Below are 22,393 nucleotides of genomic sequence, written 5' to 3'. Positions count from 1 at the left end.
TAAAACTCCTGAGTGGTGAGAGTTAATAATAAATGTGCGGCATGAATCTCCCATTGATTAAAGCTGCACCCTATAAGACCGTACCGCCCTTTATAAAAAATACATATGTAGTGGACCTTTTGAGAATGTAATAAATATGCAAAAATGAATGCAGGGGGTAAGGAATTGTTTAAAGATTTTAAAGTTGTGAAAGAGCGTCCTGTTTATATACAATTGAAAGATTATGTAAAAAAGATGATTATGAAAGGGCATTTGCTCGGGGATCAAAAAATCCCTTCAACAAGGGAACTAAGTGAATTACTAAGTGTGAGCAGAAATACTGTTCTTGCTGCTTATGCGGATTTAGAACAAGAAGGACTCATTTATGCAGTTAAAGGAAAAGGGAATTTTGTTGCGAAGGTTGATATTTCAAACACTTCGTCTGTTGAAATAGATTGGAAAAATAAACTTAATACCGTTACCTTATTAGCGGATGAATTAGATTTAATGAAACATGGTGTTCGCTGGGAAAAAGGAATGATTGTTTTTAACAGCATTGCTCCGGACGAAAAGCTATTTGATGTGGAAAATTTCAAAAGAGCTTTTCTTACTCGAATGTCCATTGAAGGGGATGTCGTATTAAATTACGGCTACGCAAAAGGTTATAGACCGTTAATGAACTATCTACTTCACTATATGGAAATGAAAGGTGTAGATATTTCAAATAAAGATATATTAATTACAAATGGATTTACAGAAGGATTAGACATTGTACTATCCTCGTTATCGAAGAAATCAGGGCGAGTTATTTGTGAGAATCCGACACATCATGCTGCTTTGAAGCTGTTTCGCTTACATGGACTTGAAGTTCATGGAATGAATATGAATGAAGATGGTATTGATACGAGCGAAGTTGAAAAAAGCTTGCGTGAAAAAGAGTTTGATTTTGCATATTTAATTCCTTCTTATCATAACCCAACCGGTATTGTTACGAGTTCAGAGAAAAGAACAGAACTGATGAGCTTATTTTCAAAATATAAAATTCCTATTATAGAAGATGGATTTAATGAAGAACTACGTTATTCTGGTTCACATTTAGCGCCATTATTAACTTTTGCTGGCGCTGGTAATAATGTGATTTATATTAGTAGCTTTTCGAAAGTACTTTTCCCTGGTTTACGTGTAGGATGGATCATCGGAGATAAAGAGCTAATCCATCATTTAGAAAGTGTAAAAAGAGCAAGAACAATACACACATCAACACTAGATCAAGCGGTTTTATTTCAATATTTACATGAAGGATATTTTGAAAAATATTTAAAAAAGGCAAGGTCTGTTTATAAGAAAAAATATGAGTTAGCTGTTGGGGCGTGTAACGAGTACATTCCGTTTCAAAGAATGACCGGTGATGGTGGACTTCATTTATTTATAGAGTTAGAAGAAAAAATTCATGCCCGCACACTTTTACAAAAGTGTTATGAGCAAGGGGTTACATTTTCTCCTGGAGATGTTTTTTTCTCTGATGGAGGAGGAGCAAACACGTTTCGATTAGGATTTTCCCGTCTGAAAGAAGAAGAAATAGTTCGGGGAATCAAAATAATCGGTGATACAATAAAAAATGAAATTTGGAGTTGAGGAAATGAGAATTGGCGTTATTATGGGAGGAGTATCCTCTGAAAAACAAGTATCAATTATGACTGGAAACGAAATGATTGCAAATTTAGATAAAAATAAATATGAAATCGTACCAATTACATTAAATGAAAAAATGGATTTAATCGAAAAAGCGAAAGACATTGATTTTGCGCTACTTGCATTACACGGAAAATACGGAGAAGATGGGACAGTTCAAGGGACGCTTGAAAGTTTAGGTATTCCTTATAGTGGCAGCAATATGTTATCTAGCGGTATATGTATGGACAAAAATATTTCGAAAAAGATTTTACGTTATGAAGGAATAGAAACACCAGATTGGATTGAACTTACAAAAATGGAGGATCTTAATGTTGATGAATTAGATAAGTTAGGATTTCCGTTAGTAGTAAAACCAAACTCTGGTGGTTCAAGTGTTGGAGTAAAGATTGTCTACAATAAAGACGAATTAATTTCAATGCTGGAAACTGTGTTCGAATGGGATTCTGAAGTAGTAATAGAGAAATATATAAAAGGTGACGAGATTACATGTTCCATTTTTGATGGGAAACAGTTACCTATCATTTCAATTCGGCATGCGGCTGAGTTCTTTGATTACAATGCGAAATATGATGATGCTAGTACGATTGAAGAAGTTATCGAACTTCCAGCTGAACTGAAGGAACGTGTAAACAAAGCGTCACTGGCTTGCTATAAAGCATTGAAATGCAGCGTTTATGCAAGGGTTGATATGATGGTGAAGGACGGTATTCCATATGTAATGGAGATTAATACATTACCAGGGATGACACAAGCAAGTTTACTACCAAAAAGTGCAGATGCAGCTGGTATTCATTATAGTAAATTATTAGATATGATTATTGAAACTTCATTGAGAGTAAGAAAAGAAGAAGGATTTTAAGCACTGGTATCATGAATACTTTTGACAGTAACATGAAGTATGATATGATGAATACAATACGAAAATTAAATATTTATCCACTAGGGGGGCCTATTATAGGCTGAGATCAAATGGAAATTTGAGACTCTTAGTACCTGATCTGGTTAATGCCAGCGTAGGGAAGTGGGAAAGACATTGCTATTTCATGAATAAACACTGTCAATTTCACTTTCTTTACGTCTGTAAAGAAAGTTTTTTTATTTTAAAGCTTTAATAACTGTGGATAAATACTTCTATTAAATAAATTACTTGGAGGGATTTACATGACTTTTTCACAATCATTACGTAAAGAAGTAGATTCAATTTGGGAAGCTAGTTTTCATCATCCTTTTGTAAAAAAACTTGGTGAAGGAACGTTAGATTTAGCTAGTTTTCGCTATTACGTCCTTCAAGATTCATATTATTTGAGTCATTTCGCTAGAGTACAAACGTTAGGAGCTGCAAAAGCACTGGAATTAGAAACGACAGCTCGTATGGCACACCATGCTCAAAATACATATGAAGCAGAATTATCTTTACATGAGAATTTTGCGAAGAAACTAGGGATTACACAAGAAGAAAAAGATAATTTTACTCCTGCTCCAACTGCATACGCATATACTTCACATATGTATCGTGCTGCGTATGAAGGACATTTAGGTGATATCATTGCAGCTATTTTACCTTGCTATTGGTTATATTATGAAATTGGTGAGCGTTTAAAAGAGTGTCAACCAGAAGAGCCAATTTATAATGAATGGATTTCTGCTTATGGATCTGATTGGTTCCGTACATTAGTTGAAGAGCAAATTACACGATTAGATACTATCGCTGAACAAGTGACAGAATCTGACCGTAAGCGAATGAAACAGCATTTTATTATTAGTAGTCAATATGAATATTCATTTTGGGAAATGGCTTATACTTTAGAGCAGTGGCCAGTGAATACAGAAGTAAAAGATGTAATTGGATAATACCTATGTATATGATTTTACAAAAGAAGTATCACAAAAAGACGCATCATTCTAAGTGCGTCTTTTTTCAATTTATAAAATGAGCCCATGGAAAGAATAACCTAAAAATAGGTTTATGAACAAGGAGTATCATCTACTGATAGGTCATATTTTGTAGGTGTACGTATTGAACTTTGTTTATAGTGCTATTTCTACTTAGATTTAACGAACAGAAATATAGGAAAGAATTGAAAAGGTTGAAATGTATAAACGGAGGTCATGAAAATGAATAAGTTTCAACAAGAACTACAAGCGTTAAGCCTTAATGATTGTTAGGAGTGATTCATATAGCACAATTTAATTTGTGTTACATAGCAAGAAAAATAATCAAAATCAGATCTAGGATCCTGGGAAAAGTTCAAATCAAACCAAGACGGATCGTTTATATCGAAAGGACTTTGTAATCTAGTTAATAAAGTACTAGTTCCTACTAATTGAATGTTAGTCTTTAAATGAATTAATGGTTCGATATAGTTGCCAGGTCCAATAGAGATTGCATAACGTTTAGTTATATTTAAAGGATCCGGAAATGGTGCACATTCAGAACCATCAGCAGTAGCGTCATCACCAGCTTTGTTTACATAGACGATTTGGGTGAAAGTTGGTAGGGGTTCTATATATCCAGGTCCAGTAGGCAGTGTGAATGGTGGAATAGCTGGTAAAGTAGGTCCGAGTAAATCAGGATTTATTAAAGCGGAAGATAATAACTCGTCCATACTAATTTCACCTCTAAAAAATTTGTGTTTCTAATAATAAATGCGGAAATAAAGAAAAGTGAAATGGACAAGTGAAAAATTAGACAACGGAATTTTCATAAAAGCATTATTTAATTGAAAAGAGCACCAACAGAGAGTGTGGTGCTCTTGGACCAAGAACTATGTTTTGTATTTTTTAAAGTCTATATAAGTATATGGACTTTGTAAATAAATAGTGAATTTATTTTTACTAAAATCCTTATTTAAATGAAGAAGCCCTAGGATTAGGGGTCTAGGGCTTCAAGTCATGGTATATCTCACACGACATTATAAAAAGAAAAGAACGTACTGAAGATAACATGTGAATGTTTTATAAATGTATCAAAAAAGTGAACGAAAACGCAATTCTAATACGAAATGAGGGGTTCTTCTCGTAATTTAATCTATTAATTGCACTCGTGGTAATATTCATCACATGAATCGTTATTATCGTTACAGCAGATGCAAAATGTTTTTCGGATCAAAATATCAATAAAATCAAGGATTTCAGTATTATTAGTGAGGGTAAGACTTTGGAAATCTTCTACTTGAAATACTCTTGTTTCACCTGGGACAAGGATGGCGATAATTGGTGTCGGGGACCTTCTTGTTCGAATAGTTACTTCAATTGAGCTGACATCACTGGGAACAGATATTTGAATTAATGTTTTATTGTGGTTATTGGTAAAATCTTCGAAAACTCTTCTTGAAGCGGCTGGAGGTACGATAATAGTTAAAGGTGAATTTTCAGTTGGAGTGGTATTTAAACCAGCTATGGTATGAGTTTCGATATAGCAGTTATTTTTTTGGCGGTGAGAATATGATGGTTCATTATAATACTTTTTACAATAATCATTTTGATTATTGCAACAGATACAAAATGTTTTTTGAATGAATATACCAATATTGCTATTGATATTAGTATTATTTGTGAGAGTGAGGCTATGGAAATCTTCTACTTGGAATACCCTGGTTTCACCTGCAACTATTGTTACATTAATCGGCAGACGAGAACTTCTTGTTCGGATAGTTACTTCAATTGGTTGGGAAGTACCGGGAATGCGAAGATCAAGTAATGTTTTATTGTGGTTATTGGTGAAATCTTCAAAAGCAGTTCTTGTAGTGTTAGCTGGTACGTTGAAATTTAAAGCTGTATTCGAACCAGTTATTGTATGGGTTTCGATAAAACAGTTATCTTTTTGATGGTGAGTGTACAATTGTTTTTTATAATACTTTTTACCATCTTTATAAAAATAATCAGCCATACTTATGTTGCTCTCCTTTCTTTGAGATATCTATATATTTTATTAAAAAAAGAATAGATTGCTTGTACAAAATAATAAAATCCGCTCTCGTAATTAATTAAAAACGTTATTTGATATGTAAATGTAAGAGCACTTGGGAAAGTGCTCTGTAAAGACTATCCATTCTAAAAACAAAAGAATATAAAATGTTTTATGAAGTTTTTTTGATTTTGTGTATATTCTTTGTACAAAAATTTCATTAGAAACTGAAAACTAGATGCCATAATAGCATCTAGTTTTAAAGGAATACTTGTACTAGTTTAATTTGATAATGTTTAATTCCAAAGCATTTATTCCATTATCGCATGTACGAATGTCTGTGTCGCCTACAAAGCTATTATTAATAAGTTGAAGTGTTGAATTGGCTGGGATGGATAAAATAGTGTCCCCAATGAGTTGAGTGCAATCTACATCCTCTGAATCTTGTATTAAAAGACCGAAAGTAGCTTTGAAATTTGGAATCAGACTGTTATTTAATAGTATAGAAATGGTAGGCGAATAAGGGAATGAAAGGGCTACAGTCAAGTTAATCGAGGAAATGAAAGAAATTCGATAATCCCCAGCTTGTGTGATATTAATTGTGGTTGGATTTAACAGAGAAATTCCCCCTACCATAGGGTCAGCCTGATTAAAAGAAAAAGGGGATTCGAAAGGGACTGTAATGAATTCCGTTTGCCAAAAAGTTCCGTAAGCTACTGAGAGTGATCCAGTTGGCCCGGTTGGTCCGGTTGGTCCAGTTGGCCCAGTTGACCCAGTCGGCCCAGTCGGTCCAGTTGGCCCAGTCGGTCCAGTCGGCCCAGTCGGCCCAGTCGGTCCAGTCGGTCCAGTTGGCCCAGTCGGTCCAGTCGGCCCAGTCGGCCCAGTTGACCCAGTTGGCCCAGTTGGCCCAGTCGGAAGTGTGAATGGTGGAACAGGTGGTAAAGTCGGTCCAATTAAATTAGGGTTTATTGCAGCAGAAGATAAAAAGTTGTCCAATATATTTTCACCTCTGAAGAGTTAGTATTACTAATATTAAATGTAGGAGGAGAACAAAATGAAATGGACAAGCGCTTGTATTTATATAATCTAACAAAATAGTTAATTTATAAAAAGCAGTTAGCGAAAGCTAACTGCTCCACTCCCAACTGGAGTTCTAGTTATGTATTTTAGATGAAGGTAGTACCTACTAAGATTAAGGCTCCTAGCAAAATTAGAGAATCAACTAAAATCAAGAACTGGTTTTTCTGTGGCTTTTTCAATTCTTTTATTAAGCTGAAAACTGCACTTAATCCGAAACAAATGTATAACAAAATCATTATCGTTCCTGACATAATTAACACTCCTAATATGTGGATACTTTAATTATATAACGAAAAATAAATACATGTAAGTTTTTAATAAAACCCTTATTTGAACAGGAAATGACAGTTGAAATATTAAGGTCGTATCAGCTATCACTAAAATAGATGTTAATTTTTATTATTAGGTTTTTAAGTTGGCATTATTTCTTTTATTTCTAGAGGAAATTGTACCAAAGATTACCCCGGACATTGCTCCGATTACAGTCATAAAAATTGCACTCCATGCTGCAAATGACATAATTACACCTCCTAATAATAAATTATTGTAAACATCTAAAGCTATTGTTTCTTAGCCTTTTTAATAGAAATGATGATTGCAACAACTATTAAGAAAATAAGAGGAGACCAAGAAAAGAAAGACATTTAGTATTCTCCTTTCAATATTAATTTTAAATATTTTATAAATTATTACATGTTTATAAATCTAACATACACAATATGTAATATTGCATATTGAATTGTAGAATGTGAAGAATTGAAGAAGATAGTTGAACCAAAACGCTATTTGAGTAGAAAGGAGGGATAGGATGGTCCTTTTATATGATTCTAAAACAAACATATTATCTGAAACTATTTATGAATATTTAGTTGAATTAACAGGAATGATGAAAGGTTCTCTTATGAGTGCGCGGAGCAAAGGGAAGAGGATTAGGAGTATTGGTTGCTATCTTGCTAAAGATGATTTGACGGTGCAGCAGAGGCGAGAATGGTATGAAAAGGAAAAGTATCATAATGAAACTTGGAAAACGATTAAAGGGCCTGATGATGCATTTCTCATTTCTAATTACGGCAGGTTCAAGCGAATAGGTAAGAAGAAAATGTGGTTCCTTCTCCCGATACTTAAAAAGAAGAGCGGATACTTAGAAATTAAGGTGAAATACAAAGGCGTGTACAAGAATTATATAATAGCGCAATTAGTAGCCGCCCACTTTCTTGGAGCTCCCAAACAAGGGGAGTCAGTTAGATATAAGAACGGAATAAAGACAGATACATTTGTTGGAAATCTTGAATACATTTCAAAAGAAAAACTAGTAAAATTAACAGGTTTTAGATCTCGTAGCAAACCAGTTGTTCAGCTGGATATGAAAACAAAAGAAATTATCGGGGAATTTAGGTCAGCAAGAGAAGTTGGAAGGAAAAGTTATCTTTCTTATCAAGCAGTACTGGATAACTGTAATCATAAATCACGGACAAGCGGTGGATATATCTTCATGTTTGCCGAGGAATACGAACAATACGCTTAATTAAGGAGAGTGATGATGAAAAAAGATATTAAGAAATTAATTGAGTTAATATGGTCTGACGCTACAGATGATGAGGTTGTAAATGAAGTAGTTTCATTCTTACAAAGTGAGGATGTTAACATTGGTTATAAGGTGGACTTGTTAGCAACATTAGCTGAAAGAGCTAATCATAATTATTACGTAGATAAGATGCGTGAGTTTGATGAACGGAATAGTCAATAAAAATTTCATTTTGTCATAAATAAAAAGGTAGCTGTTTCCGCAACCACCTTTTTATAAAACAGAGCACCCTTTTCAGAAATAAAATATGAATGGTTTTTGAAAAGGTTATAGGAGATACTCCTGTTTTTATAGCCTAAGTGACGAGATTAATTTATAAGAAAGGAATGATTACATTATATGAAAACTTGTCTCTAAAGTTCATAAATAAAAGAACAGCTAGCAAAAGCTAACTGCTCAATACAAGGAGATACAGAGAAAACTAAATGGATTTTGGTATACAGCCTATCAACATTATGGACATAATATTGATTTTTATTCGAAGGATTTCATGTTTTATAAATCAGATTATGATAGTCGATATTCTCCATATTGACCAGAAAAGAACCAAGAATTCTAGGGAAATTCCAAGTGTTCTTTTCCTAGTTTTTTGAAATTCTTTTACTAAATAGCCAACAGCACAAATTGCTAGAAGAATGAAAAGAATAAGTTCTAGTGTAACTGGCATTTGATCTACTCCTAATCAATTGATTGATTTAATATATAACGATTATAAGATATTTTTGCGGTTAATGGTGAAAAATTAAACAAAACTATCTCTATATGTAAAAAGGCCCTGTTGTCACCAACAGGACCTTCCCTAAAATGGCAAAGAGTAACTCTTACCTTACTCTTTGCCATATACTACAAGATTGTTAAAGGAAATCCAAGGCTCTTTATATTGAGAAATAAAGAAGAATCATTATAAAGAATTTTATCTTTTTTCATAAATAAAAGAGCAGCTAGCAAAAACTAACTGCTCAGATGGTTCTCCAACAGGGGGAAAGGAGAAAGGTTAGGGACTTCATTAAATGAGTTCTGGCCATCGCCTATCTATATTATTGACGGAATATTGAGTTTTATTCAGACGATTAGGTTAAATGTTTGACAATATAGTCTTTTATTAGTAAAAAAGCTGCAAGGAGAAACATTACGTCAATTGAGAACCAAAACATATCTTTTTGAGGTTTCCTAAACTCTGATATTATGGAAAACATTAAAAATAAGGCAACGGCTATTACAATACAAAGTTTAATTAAATCAGACATTTATAATACTCCTAACATTGAATCTTTTTTATTATATAGCTATTTCCAATGTTGTGGGATTTAAAAAGTGTTTTATGAGAATTCAAACAAAATAATCCTTTTAATATAAGTGGTATGTAACTTGAAGTTACAGTATAAACAGAATTGGAAGGGAACGATGAATAGAGTAATTTAATAGAACAGTTAACAAATAATTATTATAAAGTGAAAGCAAGCAGAGTATAGTCCGGCTAGAAAATTAGAGGACACCAATTCATTAAAGCAGCAATTAAAGCTGTTTTAGGAATAGGTGTCCTTTTTATTTTGAAAAGGGAGATAAGGAAATGAAGGTGTTAAAGGATCAGTTACGTGAATGGAAAAAGCAATCGAATCAAGCGAAAAAGAAAACTAAGAAAAAACGAAAAGAAAAGTTAAGCACTTGTGACATTGAAGGTTTAATGGGAATTCATGGACCACGTTATGAACTTAGACGTGGAGCATTAAGACAAAAGTAATTTAAAAATAAAGAGGAGTGGTCTTACATGACTAAACAATTATCTTTCTTACAAAAAATCGATAGAGCAGCAAAACAGAAAAAATTAGAAGGTGTTCTCGAAAGTGTACGTTTATATAGGCAGTTTGGATTAGATGAAATAGGCACACATACGTTGAGAAAGACGTACGGGTATCATATGTACATGCAAACGAAAAACATAGCATAACTCATGGAGATATTCAACCATTCGTCAGAGAAGGCCACCAACGAATACAGTGAGTTTATTACCATTACAGAAATAAATAATGGTCTCCCTTATCTTGTGGACAACGATGCATTCCAAAGATGGAGTGAGAAGGGGCAGCATAAATTTGGATTCTATAGTCCGGAGACAGAAGACCAAGATATGAATCCAAAGCGTTTAATGACTCTTATGAATACAGAGTTAAAAAAACGTGTAAATGCGTCTGTCTTTTATGAAGTTGAAGCGCAATCAATTGGTCGTGTGTTCGTATACAGGTATCATCCAAGTTAAGTCACCTGTTACTCAGAATGGATGGGGGTCTGTTCAAGGTAATTTCATGAGCCCTTCACTACGAGAATATAAGTCTAATATTCGTGATGTATCATTTTCCTCCTTAGAAAAAATCAGGAACGTACGAGTGAGACAATTTAACTATAAGAACGTGGTAAACGAGCTTTACAAAATGAGAGAAGCGAAAGATTCTAATAACCCACCATTGATAAAATATACTACGGGGCAATTGTAGATGAATCTGATGAGGTGTTTATCGATGAAAGTGGTAAAGGAGTTCACTTATACTCATATGCGTCACTTATACTCATATGCGTCACTTACAATCAAAGCTTTGCAGGAACTTGAAGAAAATCAAAATGCGAAAATAGAAGAAATGGAAAGTAAGCATAATAAAGAAATTACATTAATGAACAACAAGATAGCAACATTAGAAGAGTTAGTTCAAAAATTAATAGATGAGAAATCAGAGCAGCTGTAAGCTGTTTTTATTTTGCACAAAATACGGATTTTGTATGGAATTTCCCGCGATGAATTCACCATGAATAAGGTTGTCTCATATCATGTAAAGATTGCTTTATTAAGATTACAAAAGGATGTGAACGTATTGGAAGATGTTTATGTAAAAATTGACAATTTAAAAGCAGAGCAAAAAGAAATTATGCGAGATATTCGTAATTTAGAAACTCGCACAACAATTAATGAGAAAGACATAGCAACAATTAATAAGCAATTAGAAAAGATTAGCATGAATACAACTTGGATTTTGCGAATTATTATTAGCGCAATCACTATGTCAGTTTTGGGTTTAATATTAAAAGGGATGATTTAAAATATAAAAGTAAAAGTACTTATATAGAGAGACAAGCGTCTCTCTTTTTTATTATAAATAAGGAGTGAAAAGATGGATCGTATCGATGTATTACTGAAAGTATTTATAGTTTTATAAGGTGGGATTCAAAGGCATCGCCAAAAAGGTGGTGCTTATTTATCTCCAACGCCATTCTATTTCATTTGAACCAAAGTAGACGGCAGGTATTCCAATTCCCTCTAATTGATTATTTTTAAATACAAACCAATTGTTTTCATCCAATAGGATTGGATTTACATCATCTAAAGGTGGATTATTTTCATCTACCATTTTGTTAAGAAACTCTTTGAAATCCGAAATGTTATTAGTGAAATTAATATTTCCATACATCCAAAAACCATCACCATTTGCATTTGAAATGTTTCCTAAATGTATATCTTTAAAGTATAGTTTCATAGCAAATATCCCTCTCACTTCTTAATGTTAAAATATTTACTAGGAATTTCTCCTTTAATAAGGTATTCAGTATCCCTTTCCCAATTTAAATTATGAGATAAAAAGAAAAAATATAAATTGGGAAATTTTAGATTAGTATAATAATATTTATGGGAAATAAAATCTACCTTATTGTAAATAAAACGAATGTATATGTGAAGTGAAAAATAACGCCATTCTATGGACGGATTTTCTAATGTATACTTATTAATTTGATGAATGTTTAAAAGAGTGTCAGCCAGAAGAGACAATTTATAATGAATGGATTTCTGCTTACGGATCTGATTGGTTCCGTACATTAGTTGAAGAGCAACTTACACGGTTAGATACAATAGCTGAAAAAGTGACAGAGTCTGACCGTAAGCGAATGAAACAGCATTTTATTATTAGTAGTCAATATGAATATTGATTTTGGGAAATGGTTTATACGTTAGAACAGTGGCCAGTGAATACAGAAGTAAAAAATGTAATAGGATAAAGAGTAGAGGTATTGCTATACATAGGTATGGTCAATACCTCTTTTTATACTCTTTTGTAAAATTATTGTAAATTCCAAATGCAATACGTAATATATATTGTATAATTCGAATGTAATATATTTATGATGTAAAAGGAGGGATATGTATGATAATTACTTTTAACTTTTATAAGAGTCGTTTCATTCATATGTTATTCAGATAAGCAGTCTTTGCTTTTCTTTTAAATAATTAGATTAAGTGATAATTTTTCTAGCTTTTTGTGATCAAGAAAAATGAAGAGAGGAAGTAATCATTTTATGGAAAAATTAAAGTTGTTAACATTTGAAAATATAGTAGAACCTCTTTTAAACGAAAGCGTATCATTTATATATTTTCCTATTGAATGGCTTGATATTGTAGAGATACATTATAAGACATTTCTATTAACGAGTAAGTTGAAACGATTGAATGAAAGGTTATATGATATGTTTTCTGATATATTATTTATTCAGCATAATCCATATGTATTAAATGAAAATACGCCGTGGATTGTATGTAAAGAACCTATTAGAAAAGAACAACTTGATTATATTTTCCAAAGTTGGTATGAAATTATTCATGATTGGAAACCTAATAAATTAATAGAATCGCCAAAATATGAATGGCATTACGATTTAATTTCTAATTTAACAGTATTACATGATAATGAAATATATTCTAAGTGGGTGCCCGCTTTAATTTCACATATGTTTTGTGAACGTCCTTTACAATTAGAAAACATACACGAAGAAAATATATATTTTTCTCCTCTTAGATCACAAAATATTTGTGAGGCTATGTCAGAGCCTATTAAAGACAAAAAAACACAAGATTATTTCGCCTATGTATATCGGTTTGAATGTATAACGCGCGGAGGCGAGAATATTCCATTATTAAATGTTTCAATAGGAGTTCGGAGATTTTATCAAGAATATAAGATGATAGGTTAAACAAACCTTGATATAACAACGTTTGTTTGACCTATTTTTATGAATTGCAAACATTTTGCAAACATAAGTTATCCAAAGATGCTTTTACCAAAGTTTTTAACGGCTTCTTCTTGCATGTTCGGTAAAACATGAGAATAAACACTCAATGTCATTGAAATGTCTGTATGACCTAATCTTTCACTGATAATTTTAGGATTAACTCCTTGCTTTAATAGTATAGTTGCATGTGTATGTCTTAGATCATGGAATTTAATTTCTTTTACGCCTGCGTTGTGTATCGCTCTAATAAAATTTTTTCTGAAATTTGCTTTTTTTATAATCATTCCAAACTCATTACAATTAATTAAATCAAAATCTTGATAAGCAGAACCAAGCTTTAATTTCTCTTGATTAATTAAAACCTTATGCTTTTTTAAGGATTCTATAGTTTCTTTAGGTACAGGAATGGTGCGTTTTGACGAATTTGTTTTTGCTGTTTTTTTGACTTTATTGTCATGGCCAGATGTTTGGTTTATTGTAACGGTATGTTTTTCAAAATCAACGTCCTGCCATCGTAAGCCTAGAACTTCACCCATACGCATACCTGTAGTTATTGCAAGAAGATACCCAATGTGATATCGTGATTCTTGTGAATGCAAAAGAAACTTTTTTACTTCTTCCTCTGTCCAAGTTTGGATAGAGGTTCTTTCTTTTTTAGGTATCTCAGCAAAATCAGCTGGATTTCGAGAAATAATATTTTGTTTTACAGCGAGATTTAAAGCGCTCTTTAAAATTCTATGCATAAGCAGAACAGAATTGTTTGCAATACCTTTATCTATCGCGGTTTTATAGCACTTTTGAATGTGCATAACATTTAATTTATGAAGTGCGATTATTCCAATACTAGGTATAACATGTTGGTTGATAAATGCCCTATAGCCGACAAAGGTACTCCTTTCTATACTCATACTTTTAATTTCTAACCAGTGATTTAGGTAGTCTTCTAAGGTAACTTTAGACGGCTCTATAAAAGTCCCTTCATTCAACTCTGTAATCTTCTTCGCAACATCAGCCTGTGCTTCTTTTTTTGTCTTATATCCAGAAAACCATTTCTGTCTTCTTTTTCCTGTCTCTGGATCAGGTCCGATATCAATAACAATACAATACTTATTTCCTCTTTTTCGAATATGTCCTTTCACTTAAAACACTCCTTCATTTGTTTTGAATCATGTTGTATAAGTCTAGTTGTAATTTTGCTGCTATGAAAATTACATGTTTGGACATATCAGCGATGGATATATTTTACCATATTTAGATTGTTATTAAGGAATAAAAAAAGAGCCATAGGGGCTTTTTCTTTGCTGTATTCATGGAAATAAAATTAAAAGCGTTTGATAAATAGCTGCCTGAATAACTAATTGATTAACAGGTGATTGTATAGTACTAAAGTCAAGCTGATTAATGAGGGGGGAAGAGATATTATTGTTTTACAATATAAAAGAATACTTTTTTATATTAATTATTAAACTTTCTCAATAATTTTCAGATTGGCACATAACTAAAATTCTTAATTTTTGTGATATTATGAAAATAACTAAAAAACGGACATAAAAAAGACCCATGACTGTGTAAGTAGTGCTGCAACACCCTTATACTGTCTCCCTAACCACAGTAGGGAAAACACCTGTCATAAGTCTTCGTACATCAGTATAACACACAACTTAGATATAATGACACGTTTCTCTGTAAATGTAAAATACTAGGGGTGACGTGTCTTTTGTCCAAAAGGAGGACAAAAATTGTGCAAGTTTTATTGGATTTTAATGATATGCAAGAAAGTCTAAAATCATCCGGTTATACAAATAGGAAGTTAGCGACGCGTTTTAAAGTAACACACACTACTGTGAATAGTTATTTTAATAAAAAGGGTAAATTTGATTTTATGCACTTTGTAGATGCACTTAGGTTATATAAGCCTAAAGATATTAAGTTCAGAAGAAACTGCATCAAAGAGTGCATACCAACACTTTCACACAAAAATTTAAAATTGGCATTAGAAGTGTTAGACATGTTTGGAGAATATGAACTTCAAGATATGATTATTCAACAGATATATAAATTTAAGGGCCATCAAACAGAAAAGAAAAAGGGTATTTCGAAAACATTAAGAATAAACTTAAGCTTGGTTCCTTTATACCAAACATTGCGAGAGAGAAGTGAAAATAAGATTACGGCTAAGGTGTTTTTTGAGCAAGTTGATAAAATGAGGAAAAATCAAAAATACACTGATAATGAACTTGTTATAATATCAATTCTAAACACAATATATTCTTTTTTTGATTTAGGTAATTACAAGATGGTTAATGAATATATTCAACAATTACTACCCGATATTACAAAAATTAAATGTCACACTTTAAGAGATTCATTTTTATTAAGAATAAAAGAAATGGAGATTTTTGTGAACCTTCATGAAAATAAGTTAGAAGAATCTCGTCAATTATGTTTTGACATAATAAACGATGAGACAAATTGTTATGTCAGTACTAAGGCAGTAGCGTATTGTAAAATTGGAGAAAGTTATGTTTTCTCTGATTATCAGAAAGCTAAAGAGTATATGGAAAAATCACTAAAAGTTATTGGTAATCCAGCTAATAAGAAACTAGAAATAAGGAGAGAAAAAGTACTTAATACACTTTTATTTTTAAGAATACACCATAAGAAAGATTTACATACTATTAATTTTGAAGATTTAGATGAAGCTGAGAGAGCTTTTTTATATGTAAGGTTAGGTGAGAATGAAAAAGCGATTAAAATTTTACAGAATTTAAAAAATAACAACGGATATCTTAGTAGTTTTCAATTGTACTATATGGGGCTCGCGGTTGGAGGGAAAGAAGGGAAAAAATACTTAGAATTATCTATTGAAAGTTTTTCTAAATCAGGTGATTTCTTCTATATGTTTCTACCAAAAGAAGCATTGGAATGCTATAATTAAACTATACATAAAAGGTGGTGAAACACTTGAAAAATAAGCTTGTAAAAGTAGTGTTATCTATTATGGCTGTATCTTGTCTTTCTATTACAGCTTTTCAAGTGACAGAAAAAGATAAAATACAAAGCGCTAAAGAGAAAAAAACAACTTTATACATGATTGATCCAGGTCCTGGAGGCGGATAATTATATAAATGCAAGAAATGACACTATCTAATAGATAGTGTCATTTCTGCTTTAAAGGCAATGGAAACATTTTAATTGTAACGACAAAAACTTTCCACTTTTAGAAAGTCCACGTATAAATAACAGGATGCAAGGGGGAACTAGTGGTGACAAAAGAAGAAATTGTAATGCTATTCTTAAATACAGTAAAGGAATTCGCTCCTGAAAAATTAGAGGAATATATTGAGGAGATTAAAAAAAATAGCCGATCCTAATTCGAGAGGCTATTTTTCCATTTTCTTATGATGCTTATTCAGAGCTTGAGCGATAGCTAACATCTGGTCTAATGCCATATCTTCTTTATCTTTTGGAAGAGGTTCTAACCATGCCATAATCTCTTTAAATTTCTCGTATTTATTCTCATCCTGGTTTGCTTCGTTATTTTCTCCATATAAGTAATTCACAGGAACAGCAAATCTTTTCGCTATTTTTTCTATTGTCTCACGACTTGGGAAGGCTTTTCCATTTTCGAATTTTGAAACGGTACCTTTAGTGAGATCTACTTCTTTACCAAATTGTTCTTGGTTCATTTTATGTTCTAAACGAATTTGTTTTATTCTATCTTTCATATCCATAAAAAACTCCCCTTATTAAGATTTTTCGGTAATCCTAAATCCTATTAAGTTTATTATAAAGTTTCCTGACAAGAAACGTAAAGAGCAAAAAAGTTTCCTGTTCTGAAATTTTTTATAAAAAACACTTGAAGTTTCATACAATGAAACATATAATAGACTTGTAAGCATCAGAAGGGAGTGATCAGATGCAAACCGATACGCCTAAAACAGAACTTCAAAAAGCATTTGAAGAATCTGGACTTAAATATCATGAACTAGCTAAAAGGGTAGGGATATCGAAGTCATACTGCTATAAAATAATTAACTGGAATTTAAGGGTTTACTATGATGTAGCAGTTAATATATCTAAAGTATTGGGAAAAGAAACAACTATATTATTTAAGGAACAAGAAAAAAATTTTAAACAATAAGTTTCATACAATGAAACTTATTTAAAAGGAGTGAAAGAAAATGGGTTTAGAACAATTTATAAAAGAATCTATCCGTGAAATTGTAAGAGAGGAAATTAGATCAGCAATAGCTGACTTACAACAACAATCACAACCAAATAAGGTTATGCGAGTAAAAGAAGCGGCAGCTTACCTCAACATTGCTGTTTGTAGAATGTACGAATTAGCAAATCACCCTAGGTTCCCAGTAATAAGAGAAGGGCGTAAACTTCTTTTCTTGCAAAAGGATTTAGAAGATTGGCTTGAAGCACAAAAGGAGGTGAACTAGTGGAAGATACAATATCATTAGCTATATTTGGATTGTCAATCACAGGTGGTTCATGGCTACTTTATATCACTTATGAGCCAATAAGAAAATGGGCTTGGAGTGATGTAGAACAAAATAAAAAGACCCATGGCAGTGGGTCTTTTAGAAAAAACAAATTTTTATAAGTATACCACGGAAAGTAGGGAAATAGTACATGAATTTAATTGAATATCAGGTGCTATTACCTAATAAATTTTGGGACTTAGCAAAAAGCAAAGATGAGTTGAAGCAAATAATTGAGCAGTATTTCGAAAATGGTTATTCGCATTATGAAATTCAACGAATCATCAAAAGTGGACAAGCATATGTTGCAGTTTGTACGAGGAGGTAAACAGGTGGCAACATTTCGAGTAAATAAAAGTAAAAATTACACAACCATTAATAACACAGGTCTTCGAGATGAACGTTTAAGTTGGAAAGCAAAAGGGATATTGGCTTACATTTTATCGTTACCAGATGATTGGGTGTTTTACATGGAGGAAATATCTACTCATGCAAAAGATGGCATTGATAGTTTAAGGGTAGGAATGAAAGAACTGAAAAAATACGGTTACGTTAGAAGATTTCCTGTGAAAAACGAAAAGGGAAAGATAACTAACTGGGAGACGATTATTTATGAAGTTCCACAAGTGGTTTTTCCACATATGGAAAATCCACATATGGAAAAACCACAAGTGGAAGTTCCATTTGTGGAAAATCCAACACTACTAAGTACTAAAGAACTAAGTACTAATAAACAAAATACTAATAAACAAAGTAGTAGTAGCATCTTCTCTTTCTACGAAAATACTTTCGGTATTTTAAATTCATTCATAGCCGAAAGTATTGCTCATTGGGTAAACGATACAAGCGAAGAACTTGTACAGGCAGCTATGGAACGTGCTTTGAAACAGCAGAAGAAATGGAATTATGCTGAGGGCATTTTAAAACAGTGGGTTAACAAAAACATTCGTACTTTAGCTGATGTGAATGTAGCAGAAATAGAGTTTAAAAACAAAGGTAAAAAAGGAGCGAATAGAAATGGCAACACCAATGAAAAAACTGGCGGAATCCCTGGAATCGAAGGTGACTTACCATTCTGATCAATGTATGAATCACTCTTATGAAATAGGTGGACAAAAAATCATTAAGCCAGTTCAAATGATTGAGTACAAAGGACAAGTTGTTTGCCCTAGATGTGTAGTTGAACAAAACAACAAAGTCTTGGAAGAACAGGCTAATGCTCACTATAAAAAGATTAATCGCTTGCAGAAATTCAACATGCTGGAAAAGGCAAGTGTTATTACAAATAAGAAAATTCCTCATTCAAGATTATCTGATTACAGAATAGAGTGTGATGAAACGATTAGTCATAAGAAAGCTGTAGAAGAAACTTTGGAGGATTTAAAAAACGGAGAAATTAGAAAAGTTGTATTTACAGGAAATCAAGGGACGGCAAAGAGTTTTCTGGCATACAGCATGCTTCATGAATTAAATCAATATTTCTGGGATATCAGTCAGGGAGAAGAAAATTATCATCTTATGAGAAGTTGCTTATACGTTGAATTAGAAGCGATAACAAGAATGATTATGGATTCTTTCGATGATAAGAGCAGTAAATATACACTTCAATATTTCGTTCAATTAATTGGACAAGCTGATTTTGTAGTATTAGATGATCTTGGGGCAGAAAGTGGTTCAACAGATTCAAATAGACAAGCTTCCGATTTCATACAACGTCTGTTATATGCGGTCTCAAATGCTAGACAGGGAATGAGTACATTTACAACAACAAACTTTACGGGAAAACAACTTTTTAATAAATACGATGCTAAAACGGTTAGTCGTTTATTAGGTGATTCAAAGGTATTGAAATTTACGACAGCTGACCAAAGACTTGCTAATTTAGGTTTTTAATAAGGAGGAATAAGCATGTGTGTATTATGCCGTAATACAGGAATTATTCGTAAAGAAACTTATCCAGGTGTAATTGAAACGAACGGTTGTAATTGCGAAGTAGCAAGGCAACAGCAAGCAGAAAATGATAAGCGTTGGCAAGCATGGTTAATAAAATTCGAATCAATGAAACAAGAGTTACAACGTAATAAACAACAAAAAGTTAGTTAACAAGGGGGAGAAAGCTATGAAAAATACAGGTGTTGCAAGAAAAGTGGACGAGCTAGGGCGTGTAGTAATTCCGATAGAGTTACGCAGAACTTTGGGGATTGCTGAAGGAACAGCACTAGACTTTCATGTTGATGGGGAAAACGTCATTTTAAGCAAACAAGAAAAGTCATGCTTTGTAACAGGTGAAGTTTCCGAATCAAACATGGAATTATTGGGCGGTCGAATGTTTTTGAGTAAGGTGGGAGCAATTGAGTTACTTGATGTTCTTGAAAAGAATGTGAAGGCACATGTCTAAGCAACTAAATATTTTCGATGTAGAGCCAGCAGCTTATAAGTTCGATGTAATGAAAGCAAATATTAAGAAAGGAACTGGGCGCAATACATACGCTGATGTACGCGTCCAAGTTCCAAGGAATGCAAAGAGCACGGATGAGTTACCACGCACTACTAAACAAGATGATCGTTATGACATCTTTGAACAATATGTAATGGCGATTTGGAGGTTTCAACGAGCTGTAGATAAGTTTTTCAATTGGGATACAGCTGAGGAATTGTGTAAGGCAGCAAGAGATAAAAAAGAAACTATTCCAGTGCGGATTTATTTAGGAAGTGGTTTTAAACCTGATGTTGTCGAGTACATGAGGTAGTAAAAAGGGAGATGGACATATGAAAAAAATAGAAATTGATGTTACCAGCAACAAACTTTATATAGTCAAGGATGGGAATGTTACGGCAGTTAATCCACCAATCAGTGGATTCGGTGAGCAAGTCGCGGTTTGGGTAAACGGTAAAGTTGATCGTGTGGATACTAAGTTTACTGAAAAGATAAAATAATCATTTTTAGAAGGTGGGTTCGCTTATGAGTGTAGCAAGAAATCACGAAGCGATGAAGGAATCGCGTTTAAAAATATACATCGCTTTAGAAGAAGCTAACTTCATTTGGGATGAAAGAGATGTAATTCGTTTTCGTGAAATGTGGAATCAAGGTATGAGTTTACCAGAGATGGCAGAAGCGCTAAGGAGACACCATGCTGAGGTTGCGCTCCTTGTAATAGATCAGGCTGATAAGTATTTAATTAAAAATCGTCCGATAGGGTTAGGGATTTGCTAAATAGGAAGGGGAAAACAAGATGAACGTTATGGAAAATGGTGTATTGGAAGCAACTAAATTAATTAGTGAAGCAAAAAAAGGTGAACAGGTTATAAATGAAGCTACGGTTTTGCAGATTGCAAGCATTTTATCAATCGGTGAATTAAACGATTATCAAGAGGCAACATTACGTACTTGGAATAACAAAACTGATTTTGGAGGACGTGTTTCAAACGCGGCTTTAGGACTTACAGGTGAAGCAGGTGAAGTTGCTGATATTGTTAAAAAAGCAATTTATCATGGACATGGCTTCCAACCATCGCATTGTCCAGGAGAAGAGGACGGAAACACTTATAAATTAGCCTTAGAGCTTGGGGACATTATGTATTATGTATCGATTATGGCGCACGAATTAGGATATACGTTACAAGATGTTGCTGAAATGAATATTGCAAAATTAGCTAAAAGATATCCGGATGGATTTAGTCGAGAAGCAAGTCAAGCGCGTGTCGATGTAAAGTAAGATCAAATTTGAATTTTATTATAAAAAAAGAATAGAAGTCTCTTTAAAAATTTAAGAGACTTCTACAAGTTTATCTTTGGTCACTGATTACAGCACTACTGTTGTTAGTGGATAAATTTGTTAGTGGATCATATGGAGGCCCTGAAATAGTTCCAACTAATAATGCTATATCAACGGCATTAACTGGACTCCCCCATGAATTCCCGGAAAATTGAAATACAGATTGGTCAACAACAAACCCTCTTGTATTGTAAACAACATTATCAATAATATATCCATTAGTATTTGGATTTAGATAAGCAGGTTGGCGTAGAGAGTAAAAGATGTTATTTCGAGCTAATAGATTAGTCATATTACCAATTTGAGTGACAAATCCCCGGTTTACGACCCAACCTGTAGAGGGGCCAGCTTGTGGTGGACCGAAGATAACATTATTAATGATATTATGATTAGTTCCACCAATTTGAATAAATTCAACAGCGTATGGATTATCACTTGTTATTGTTAGCCCATCAATAGTAATTCCATTTCCAGTAACAATAAAAGGGATAACGGCTGCTTGTAAGTTGATTAATGTACCTGGATAGCCTTTTAGGGTAATTCCAGTTTTATTAATTGCTATTGTTACAGAAAGTGGATATGTTCCTGCTAATACATGCACTATTCCTGTTGGTGATACTGCTGTTATACCTTGTTGGATAGTGCCAAATGGATTTGCTTGTGTTCCATCCCCACCAACGGCTCCGGACTGAACGAATACTTCAAATGGATTTGGTTGCATTATACCGGTAGGTCCAGTAGCGCCGGTAGGTCCAGTGTCACCAGTGGGTCCAGTATTCCCGGTAGGTCCAGTGTCACCAGTGGGCCCAGTATTCCCGGTAGGTCCAGT

At 33.1% G+C, this 22,393-nt stretch carries 30 protein-coding genes, 8 pseudogenes and 1 riboswitch; of the genes and pseudogenes, 28 read left to right on the top strand and 10 right to left on the bottom strand.

The window, feature by feature from the left end; translation table 11 throughout:
- The first annotated feature begins 165 nt into the window (after positions 1-165).
- From F8162_RS21955 to tenA, 3 genes are all read left to right on the top strand, one after another.
- On the top strand, positions 166-1,614 hold the full coding sequence (locus tag F8162_RS21955; RefSeq protein ID WP_151630493.1) for a PLP-dependent aminotransferase family protein: 1,449 nt from the start codon (positions 166-168) through the stop codon (positions 1,612-1,614).
- Between the two features lie 4 nt (positions 1,615-1,618).
- Positions 1,619-2,533: a D-alanine--D-alanine ligase gene (gene ddlB / locus F8162_RS21950; RefSeq protein ID WP_151630494.1), complete on the top strand. Its 915-nt coding sequence runs from the start codon at positions 1,619-1,621 to the stop codon at positions 2,531-2,533.
- Positions 2,534-2,605: 72 nt separating this feature from the next.
- Positions 2,606-2,711: riboswitch (TPP riboswitch) on the top strand.
- Positions 2,712-2,835: 124 nt separating this feature from the next.
- Positions 2,836-3,525: a thiaminase II gene (tenA, locus tag F8162_RS21945; protein WP_151630495.1), complete on the top strand. Its 690-nt coding sequence runs from the start codon at positions 2,836-2,838 to the stop codon at positions 3,523-3,525.
- A gap of 368 nt (positions 3,526-3,893) precedes the next feature.
- On the opposite strand, the pseudogene F8162_RS29360 reads toward tenA, so the two are convergent.
- The 5 genes and pseudogenes from F8162_RS29360 to F8162_RS29115 all read right to left on the bottom strand — a co-directional run.
- Positions 3,894-4,235 (bottom strand): annotated as a pseudogene (locus F8162_RS29360) (exosporium leader peptide); the annotation flags it as partial.
- Between the two features lie 470 nt (positions 4,236-4,705).
- On the bottom strand, positions 4,706-5,563 hold the full coding sequence (locus tag F8162_RS21935) for an exosporium protein D (protein ID WP_151630496.1): 858 nt from the start codon (positions 5,561-5,563) through the stop codon (positions 4,706-4,708).
- A gap of 294 nt (positions 5,564-5,857) precedes the next feature.
- Complete coding sequence (locus tag F8162_RS21930) at positions 5,858-6,577, bottom strand: exosporium leader peptide-containing protein (RefSeq protein ID WP_151630497.1); 720 nt, start codon at positions 6,575-6,577, stop codon at positions 5,858-5,860.
- 170 nt (positions 6,578-6,747) lie between these two features.
- Entirely contained in the window at positions 6,748-6,912 is a 165-nt protein-coding gene (locus F8162_RS28865; RefSeq protein WP_192797653.1) for a hypothetical protein, read from the bottom strand.
- A 151-nt stretch (positions 6,913-7,063) separates the two neighbouring features.
- A pseudogene (locus tag F8162_RS29115) lies at positions 7,064-7,265 on the bottom strand (hypothetical protein).
- Between the two features lie 204 nt (positions 7,266-7,469).
- On the opposite strand from F8162_RS29115, the gene F8162_RS21925 reads away from it, so the two are divergent.
- Complete coding sequence (locus tag F8162_RS21925; RefSeq protein WP_151630498.1) at positions 7,470-8,186, top strand: NUMOD4 domain-containing protein; 717 nt, start codon at positions 7,470-7,472, stop codon at positions 8,184-8,186.
- Between the two features lie 15 nt (positions 8,187-8,201).
- Positions 8,202-8,408, top strand: a complete 207-nt coding sequence (locus tag F8162_RS21920) for a hypothetical protein (protein ID WP_151630499.1) — start codon at positions 8,202-8,204, stop codon at positions 8,406-8,408.
- A 908-nt stretch (positions 8,409-9,316) separates the two neighbouring features.
- Here the strand turns inward: F8162_RS21920 and F8162_RS28860 are convergent.
- Positions 9,317-9,493, bottom strand: a complete 177-nt coding sequence (locus F8162_RS28860) for a hypothetical protein (RefSeq protein ID WP_179866093.1) — start codon at positions 9,491-9,493, stop codon at positions 9,317-9,319.
- 323 nt (positions 9,494-9,816) lie between these two features.
- Between F8162_RS28860 and F8162_RS28855 the strand changes: the two genes are divergently transcribed.
- From F8162_RS28855 to F8162_RS21900, 7 genes and pseudogenes are all read left to right on the top strand, one after another.
- Entirely contained in the window at positions 9,817-9,987 is a 171-nt protein-coding gene (locus F8162_RS28855) for a hypothetical protein (RefSeq protein WP_192797652.1), read from the top strand.
- A gap of 27 nt (positions 9,988-10,014) precedes the next feature.
- A pseudogene (locus F8162_RS28850) lies at positions 10,015-10,119 on the top strand (ArpU family transcriptional regulator); the annotation flags it as partial.
- A pseudogene (locus F8162_RS28845) lies at positions 10,108-10,191 on the top strand (site-specific integrase); the annotation flags it as partial. The pseudogenes F8162_RS28850 and F8162_RS28845, both read left to right, overlap by 12 nt.
- Positions 10,192-10,236: 45 nt before the next feature.
- Positions 10,237-10,479 (top strand): annotated as a pseudogene (locus F8162_RS21910) (phage tail spike protein); the annotation flags it as partial.
- Positions 10,430-10,738: a tail fiber domain-containing protein gene (locus tag F8162_RS29480; RefSeq protein ID WP_413226579.1), complete on the top strand. Its 309-nt coding sequence runs from the start codon at positions 10,430-10,432 to the stop codon at positions 10,736-10,738. The pseudogene F8162_RS21910 and the gene F8162_RS29480, both read left to right, overlap by 50 nt.
- A gap of 24 nt (positions 10,739-10,762) precedes the next feature.
- Positions 10,763-10,984: a hypothetical protein gene (locus tag F8162_RS29355; protein WP_318826073.1), complete on the top strand. Its 222-nt coding sequence runs from the start codon at positions 10,763-10,765 to the stop codon at positions 10,982-10,984.
- Between the two features lie 126 nt (positions 10,985-11,110).
- The gene (locus F8162_RS21900; protein ID WP_151630523.1) at positions 11,111-11,335 is read left to right on the top strand and encodes a hypothetical protein; all 225 of its coding nucleotides are present in this window, start codon (positions 11,111-11,113) and stop codon (positions 11,333-11,335) included.
- A gap of 156 nt (positions 11,336-11,491) precedes the next feature.
- Here F8162_RS21900 and F8162_RS21895 read toward each other — a convergent pair whose 3' ends face one another.
- Positions 11,492-11,770: a hypothetical protein gene (locus F8162_RS21895; RefSeq protein WP_151630501.1), complete on the bottom strand. Its 279-nt coding sequence runs from the start codon at positions 11,768-11,770 to the stop codon at positions 11,492-11,494.
- A 256-nt stretch (positions 11,771-12,026) separates the two neighbouring features.
- Here F8162_RS21895 and F8162_RS21885 point away from each other — a divergent pair.
- Both F8162_RS21885 and F8162_RS21880 read left to right on the top strand, forming a co-directional pair.
- Positions 12,027-12,287: pseudogene (locus F8162_RS21885) on the top strand (thiaminase II); the annotation flags it as partial.
- A gap of 297 nt (positions 12,288-12,584) precedes the next feature.
- Positions 12,585-13,241, top strand: a pseudogene (locus F8162_RS21880) (pPIWI_RE module domain-containing protein); the annotation flags it as partial.
- Positions 13,242-13,324: 83 nt separating this feature from the next.
- On the opposite strand, the gene F8162_RS21875 reads toward F8162_RS21880, so the two are convergent.
- Complete coding sequence (locus F8162_RS21875) at positions 13,325-14,434, bottom strand: tyrosine-type recombinase/integrase (RefSeq protein WP_151630504.1); 1,110 nt, start codon at positions 14,432-14,434, stop codon at positions 13,325-13,327.
- Between the two features lie 602 nt (positions 14,435-15,036).
- Between F8162_RS21875 and F8162_RS21870 the strand changes: the two genes are divergently transcribed.
- The gene (locus tag F8162_RS21870) at positions 15,037-16,233 is read left to right on the top strand and encodes an AimR family lysis-lysogeny pheromone receptor (RefSeq protein ID WP_151630505.1); all 1,197 of its coding nucleotides are present in this window, start codon (positions 15,037-15,039) and stop codon (positions 16,231-16,233) included.
- Between the two features lie 26 nt (positions 16,234-16,259).
- Positions 16,260-16,415 (top strand): hypothetical protein, encoded by a 156-nt coding sequence (locus tag F8162_RS28840; protein ID WP_192797670.1) that lies wholly within the window; start codon positions 16,260-16,262, stop codon positions 16,413-16,415.
- Between the two features lie 263 nt (positions 16,416-16,678).
- On the opposite strand, the gene F8162_RS21865 is transcribed toward F8162_RS28840, so the two are convergent.
- Positions 16,679-17,029 (bottom strand): helix-turn-helix transcriptional regulator, encoded by a 351-nt coding sequence (locus tag F8162_RS21865; protein ID WP_063224928.1) that lies wholly within the window; start codon positions 17,027-17,029, stop codon positions 16,679-16,681.
- A gap of 185 nt (positions 17,030-17,214) precedes the next feature.
- On the opposite strand from F8162_RS21865, the gene F8162_RS21860 reads away from it, so the two are divergent.
- The 12 genes from F8162_RS21860 to F8162_RS21815 are packed head-to-tail and all read left to right on the top strand — an operon-like array spanning position 17,215 to position 21,504.
- A complete protein-coding gene (locus tag F8162_RS21860) occupies positions 17,215-17,439 on the top strand; it encodes a helix-turn-helix domain-containing protein (protein ID WP_001192731.1) in 225 nt (74 codons plus the stop codon).
- Positions 17,440-17,479: 40 nt separating this feature from the next.
- Positions 17,480-17,746, top strand: a complete 267-nt coding sequence (locus F8162_RS21855) for a helix-turn-helix domain-containing protein (protein WP_151630506.1) — start codon at positions 17,480-17,482, stop codon at positions 17,744-17,746.
- Complete coding sequence (locus F8162_RS28835; protein ID WP_098230264.1) at positions 17,746-17,910, top strand: hypothetical protein; 165 nt, start codon at positions 17,746-17,748, stop codon at positions 17,908-17,910. Before F8162_RS21855 ends, F8162_RS28835 begins: the two co-directional genes overlap by 1 nt.
- 29 nt (positions 17,911-17,939) lie before the next feature.
- Entirely contained in the window at positions 17,940-18,116 is a 177-nt protein-coding gene (locus F8162_RS28830; protein WP_192797651.1) for a hypothetical protein, read from the top strand.
- 4 nt (positions 18,117-18,120) lie between these two features.
- Positions 18,121-18,867 carry a DnaD domain protein gene (locus tag F8162_RS21850; protein ID WP_151630507.1) on the top strand — a complete coding sequence of 249 codons (747 nt, stop codon included), beginning with the start codon at positions 18,121-18,123 and terminating at the stop codon, positions 18,865-18,867.
- The gene (locus F8162_RS21845) at positions 18,806-19,681 is read left to right on the top strand and encodes an ATP-binding protein (RefSeq protein ID WP_151630508.1); all 876 of its coding nucleotides are present in this window, start codon (positions 18,806-18,808) and stop codon (positions 19,679-19,681) included. Before F8162_RS21850 ends, F8162_RS21845 begins: the two co-directional genes overlap by 62 nt.
- A gap of 15 nt (positions 19,682-19,696) precedes the next feature.
- Entirely contained in the window at positions 19,697-19,891 is a 195-nt protein-coding gene (locus F8162_RS21840; RefSeq protein WP_098650617.1) for a hypothetical protein, read from the top strand.
- A gap of 16 nt (positions 19,892-19,907) precedes the next feature.
- On the top strand, positions 19,908-20,186 hold the full coding sequence (locus F8162_RS21835; RefSeq protein WP_151630509.1) for an AbrB/MazE/SpoVT family DNA-binding domain-containing protein: 279 nt from the start codon (positions 19,908-19,910) through the stop codon (positions 20,184-20,186).
- Entirely contained in the window at positions 20,179-20,538 is a 360-nt protein-coding gene (locus F8162_RS21830) for a cell division protein SepF (protein ID WP_151630510.1), read from the top strand. Before F8162_RS21835 ends, F8162_RS21830 begins: the two co-directional genes overlap by 8 nt.
- 19 nt (positions 20,539-20,557) lie before the next feature.
- Positions 20,558-20,725 carry a DUF3954 domain-containing protein gene (locus F8162_RS21825; RefSeq protein WP_098520256.1) on the top strand — a complete coding sequence of 56 codons (168 nt, stop codon included), beginning with the start codon at positions 20,558-20,560 and terminating at the stop codon, positions 20,723-20,725.
- Between the two features lie 25 nt (positions 20,726-20,750).
- Positions 20,751-21,002, top strand: coding sequence for a helix-turn-helix domain containing protein (locus F8162_RS21820; protein ID WP_098537854.1), 252 nt, complete (start codon positions 20,751-20,753; stop codon positions 21,000-21,002).
- A gap of 19 nt (positions 21,003-21,021) precedes the next feature.
- A complete protein-coding gene (locus F8162_RS21815) occupies positions 21,022-21,504 on the top strand; it encodes a nucleoside triphosphate pyrophosphohydrolase family protein (protein WP_151630511.1) in 483 nt (160 codons plus the stop codon).
- 70 nt (positions 21,505-21,574) lie between these two features.
- Here the strand turns inward: F8162_RS21815 and F8162_RS21810 are convergent.
- Positions 21,575-22,393 (bottom strand): annotated as a pseudogene (locus tag F8162_RS21810) (collagen-like triple helix repeat-containing protein); the annotation flags it as partial.

Source organism: Bacillus sp. CH140a_4T (assembly GCF_008923725.1).
Classification (GTDB): domain Bacteria; phylum Bacillota; class Bacilli; order Bacillales; family Bacillaceae_G; genus Bacillus_A.
Note: the sequence above shows the minus strand (reverse complement) of the source record. Positions and strands in the feature narration are given on the sequence as shown.

Bases quoted from the DNA above. Each gene is read 5' to 3' on its own strand.
- ddlB (WP_151630494.1), top strand. From the start codon at position 1,619: ATGAGAATTGGCGTTATTATGGGAGGAGTATCCTCTGAAAAACAAGTA.
- tenA (WP_151630495.1), top strand. From the start codon at position 2,836: ATGACTTTTTCACAATCATTACGTAAAGAAGTAGATTCAATTTGGGAA.
- F8162_RS21935 (WP_151630496.1), bottom strand. From the start codon at position 5,563: ATGGCTGATTATTTTTATAAAGATGGTAAAAAGTATTATAAAAAACAA.
- F8162_RS28865 (WP_192797653.1), bottom strand. From the start codon at position 6,912: ATGTCAGGAACGATAATGATTTTGTTATACATTTGTTTCGGATTAAGT.
- F8162_RS21925 (WP_151630498.1), top strand. From the start codon at position 7,470: ATGGTCCTTTTATATGATTCTAAAACAAACATATTATCTGAAACTATT.
- F8162_RS21920 (WP_151630499.1), top strand. From the start codon at position 8,202: ATGAAAAAAGATATTAAGAAATTAATTGAGTTAATATGGTCTGACGCT.
- F8162_RS28860 (WP_179866093.1), bottom strand. From the start codon at position 9,493: ATGTCTGATTTAATTAAACTTTGTATTGTAATAGCCGTTGCCTTATTT.
- F8162_RS28855 (WP_192797652.1), top strand. From the start codon at position 9,817: ATGAAGGTGTTAAAGGATCAGTTACGTGAATGGAAAAAGCAATCGAAT.
- F8162_RS29480 (WP_413226579.1), top strand. From the start codon at position 10,430: ATGCGTCTGTCTTTTATGAAGTTGAAGCGCAATCAATTGGTCGTGTGT.
- F8162_RS29355 (WP_318826073.1), top strand. From the start codon at position 10,763: ATGAAAGTGGTAAAGGAGTTCACTTATACTCATATGCGTCACTTATAC.
- F8162_RS21895 (WP_151630501.1), bottom strand. From the start codon at position 11,770: ATGAAACTATACTTTAAAGATATACATTTAGGAAACATTTCAAATGCA.
- F8162_RS21865 (WP_063224928.1), bottom strand. From the start codon at position 17,029: ATGGATATGAAAGATAGAATAAAACAAATTCGTTTAGAACATAAAATG.
- F8162_RS21860 (WP_001192731.1), top strand. From the start codon at position 17,215: ATGCAAACCGATACGCCTAAAACAGAACTTCAAAAAGCATTTGAAGAA.
- F8162_RS21855 (WP_151630506.1), top strand. From the start codon at position 17,480: ATGGGTTTAGAACAATTTATAAAAGAATCTATCCGTGAAATTGTAAGA.
- F8162_RS28830 (WP_192797651.1), top strand. From the start codon at position 17,940: ATGAATTTAATTGAATATCAGGTGCTATTACCTAATAAATTTTGGGAC.
- F8162_RS21845 (WP_151630508.1), top strand. From the start codon at position 18,806: ATGGCAACACCAATGAAAAAACTGGCGGAATCCCTGGAATCGAAGGTG.
- F8162_RS21840 (WP_098650617.1), top strand. From the start codon at position 19,697: ATGTGTGTATTATGCCGTAATACAGGAATTATTCGTAAAGAAACTTAT.
- F8162_RS21835 (WP_151630509.1), top strand. From the start codon at position 19,908: ATGAAAAATACAGGTGTTGCAAGAAAAGTGGACGAGCTAGGGCGTGTA.
- F8162_RS21830 (WP_151630510.1), top strand. From the start codon at position 20,179: ATGTCTAAGCAACTAAATATTTTCGATGTAGAGCCAGCAGCTTATAAG.
- F8162_RS21825 (WP_098520256.1), top strand. From the start codon at position 20,558: ATGAAAAAAATAGAAATTGATGTTACCAGCAACAAACTTTATATAGTC.
- F8162_RS21820 (WP_098537854.1), top strand. From the start codon at position 20,751: ATGAGTGTAGCAAGAAATCACGAAGCGATGAAGGAATCGCGTTTAAAA.
- F8162_RS21815 (WP_151630511.1), top strand. From the start codon at position 21,022: ATGAACGTTATGGAAAATGGTGTATTGGAAGCAACTAAATTAATTAGT.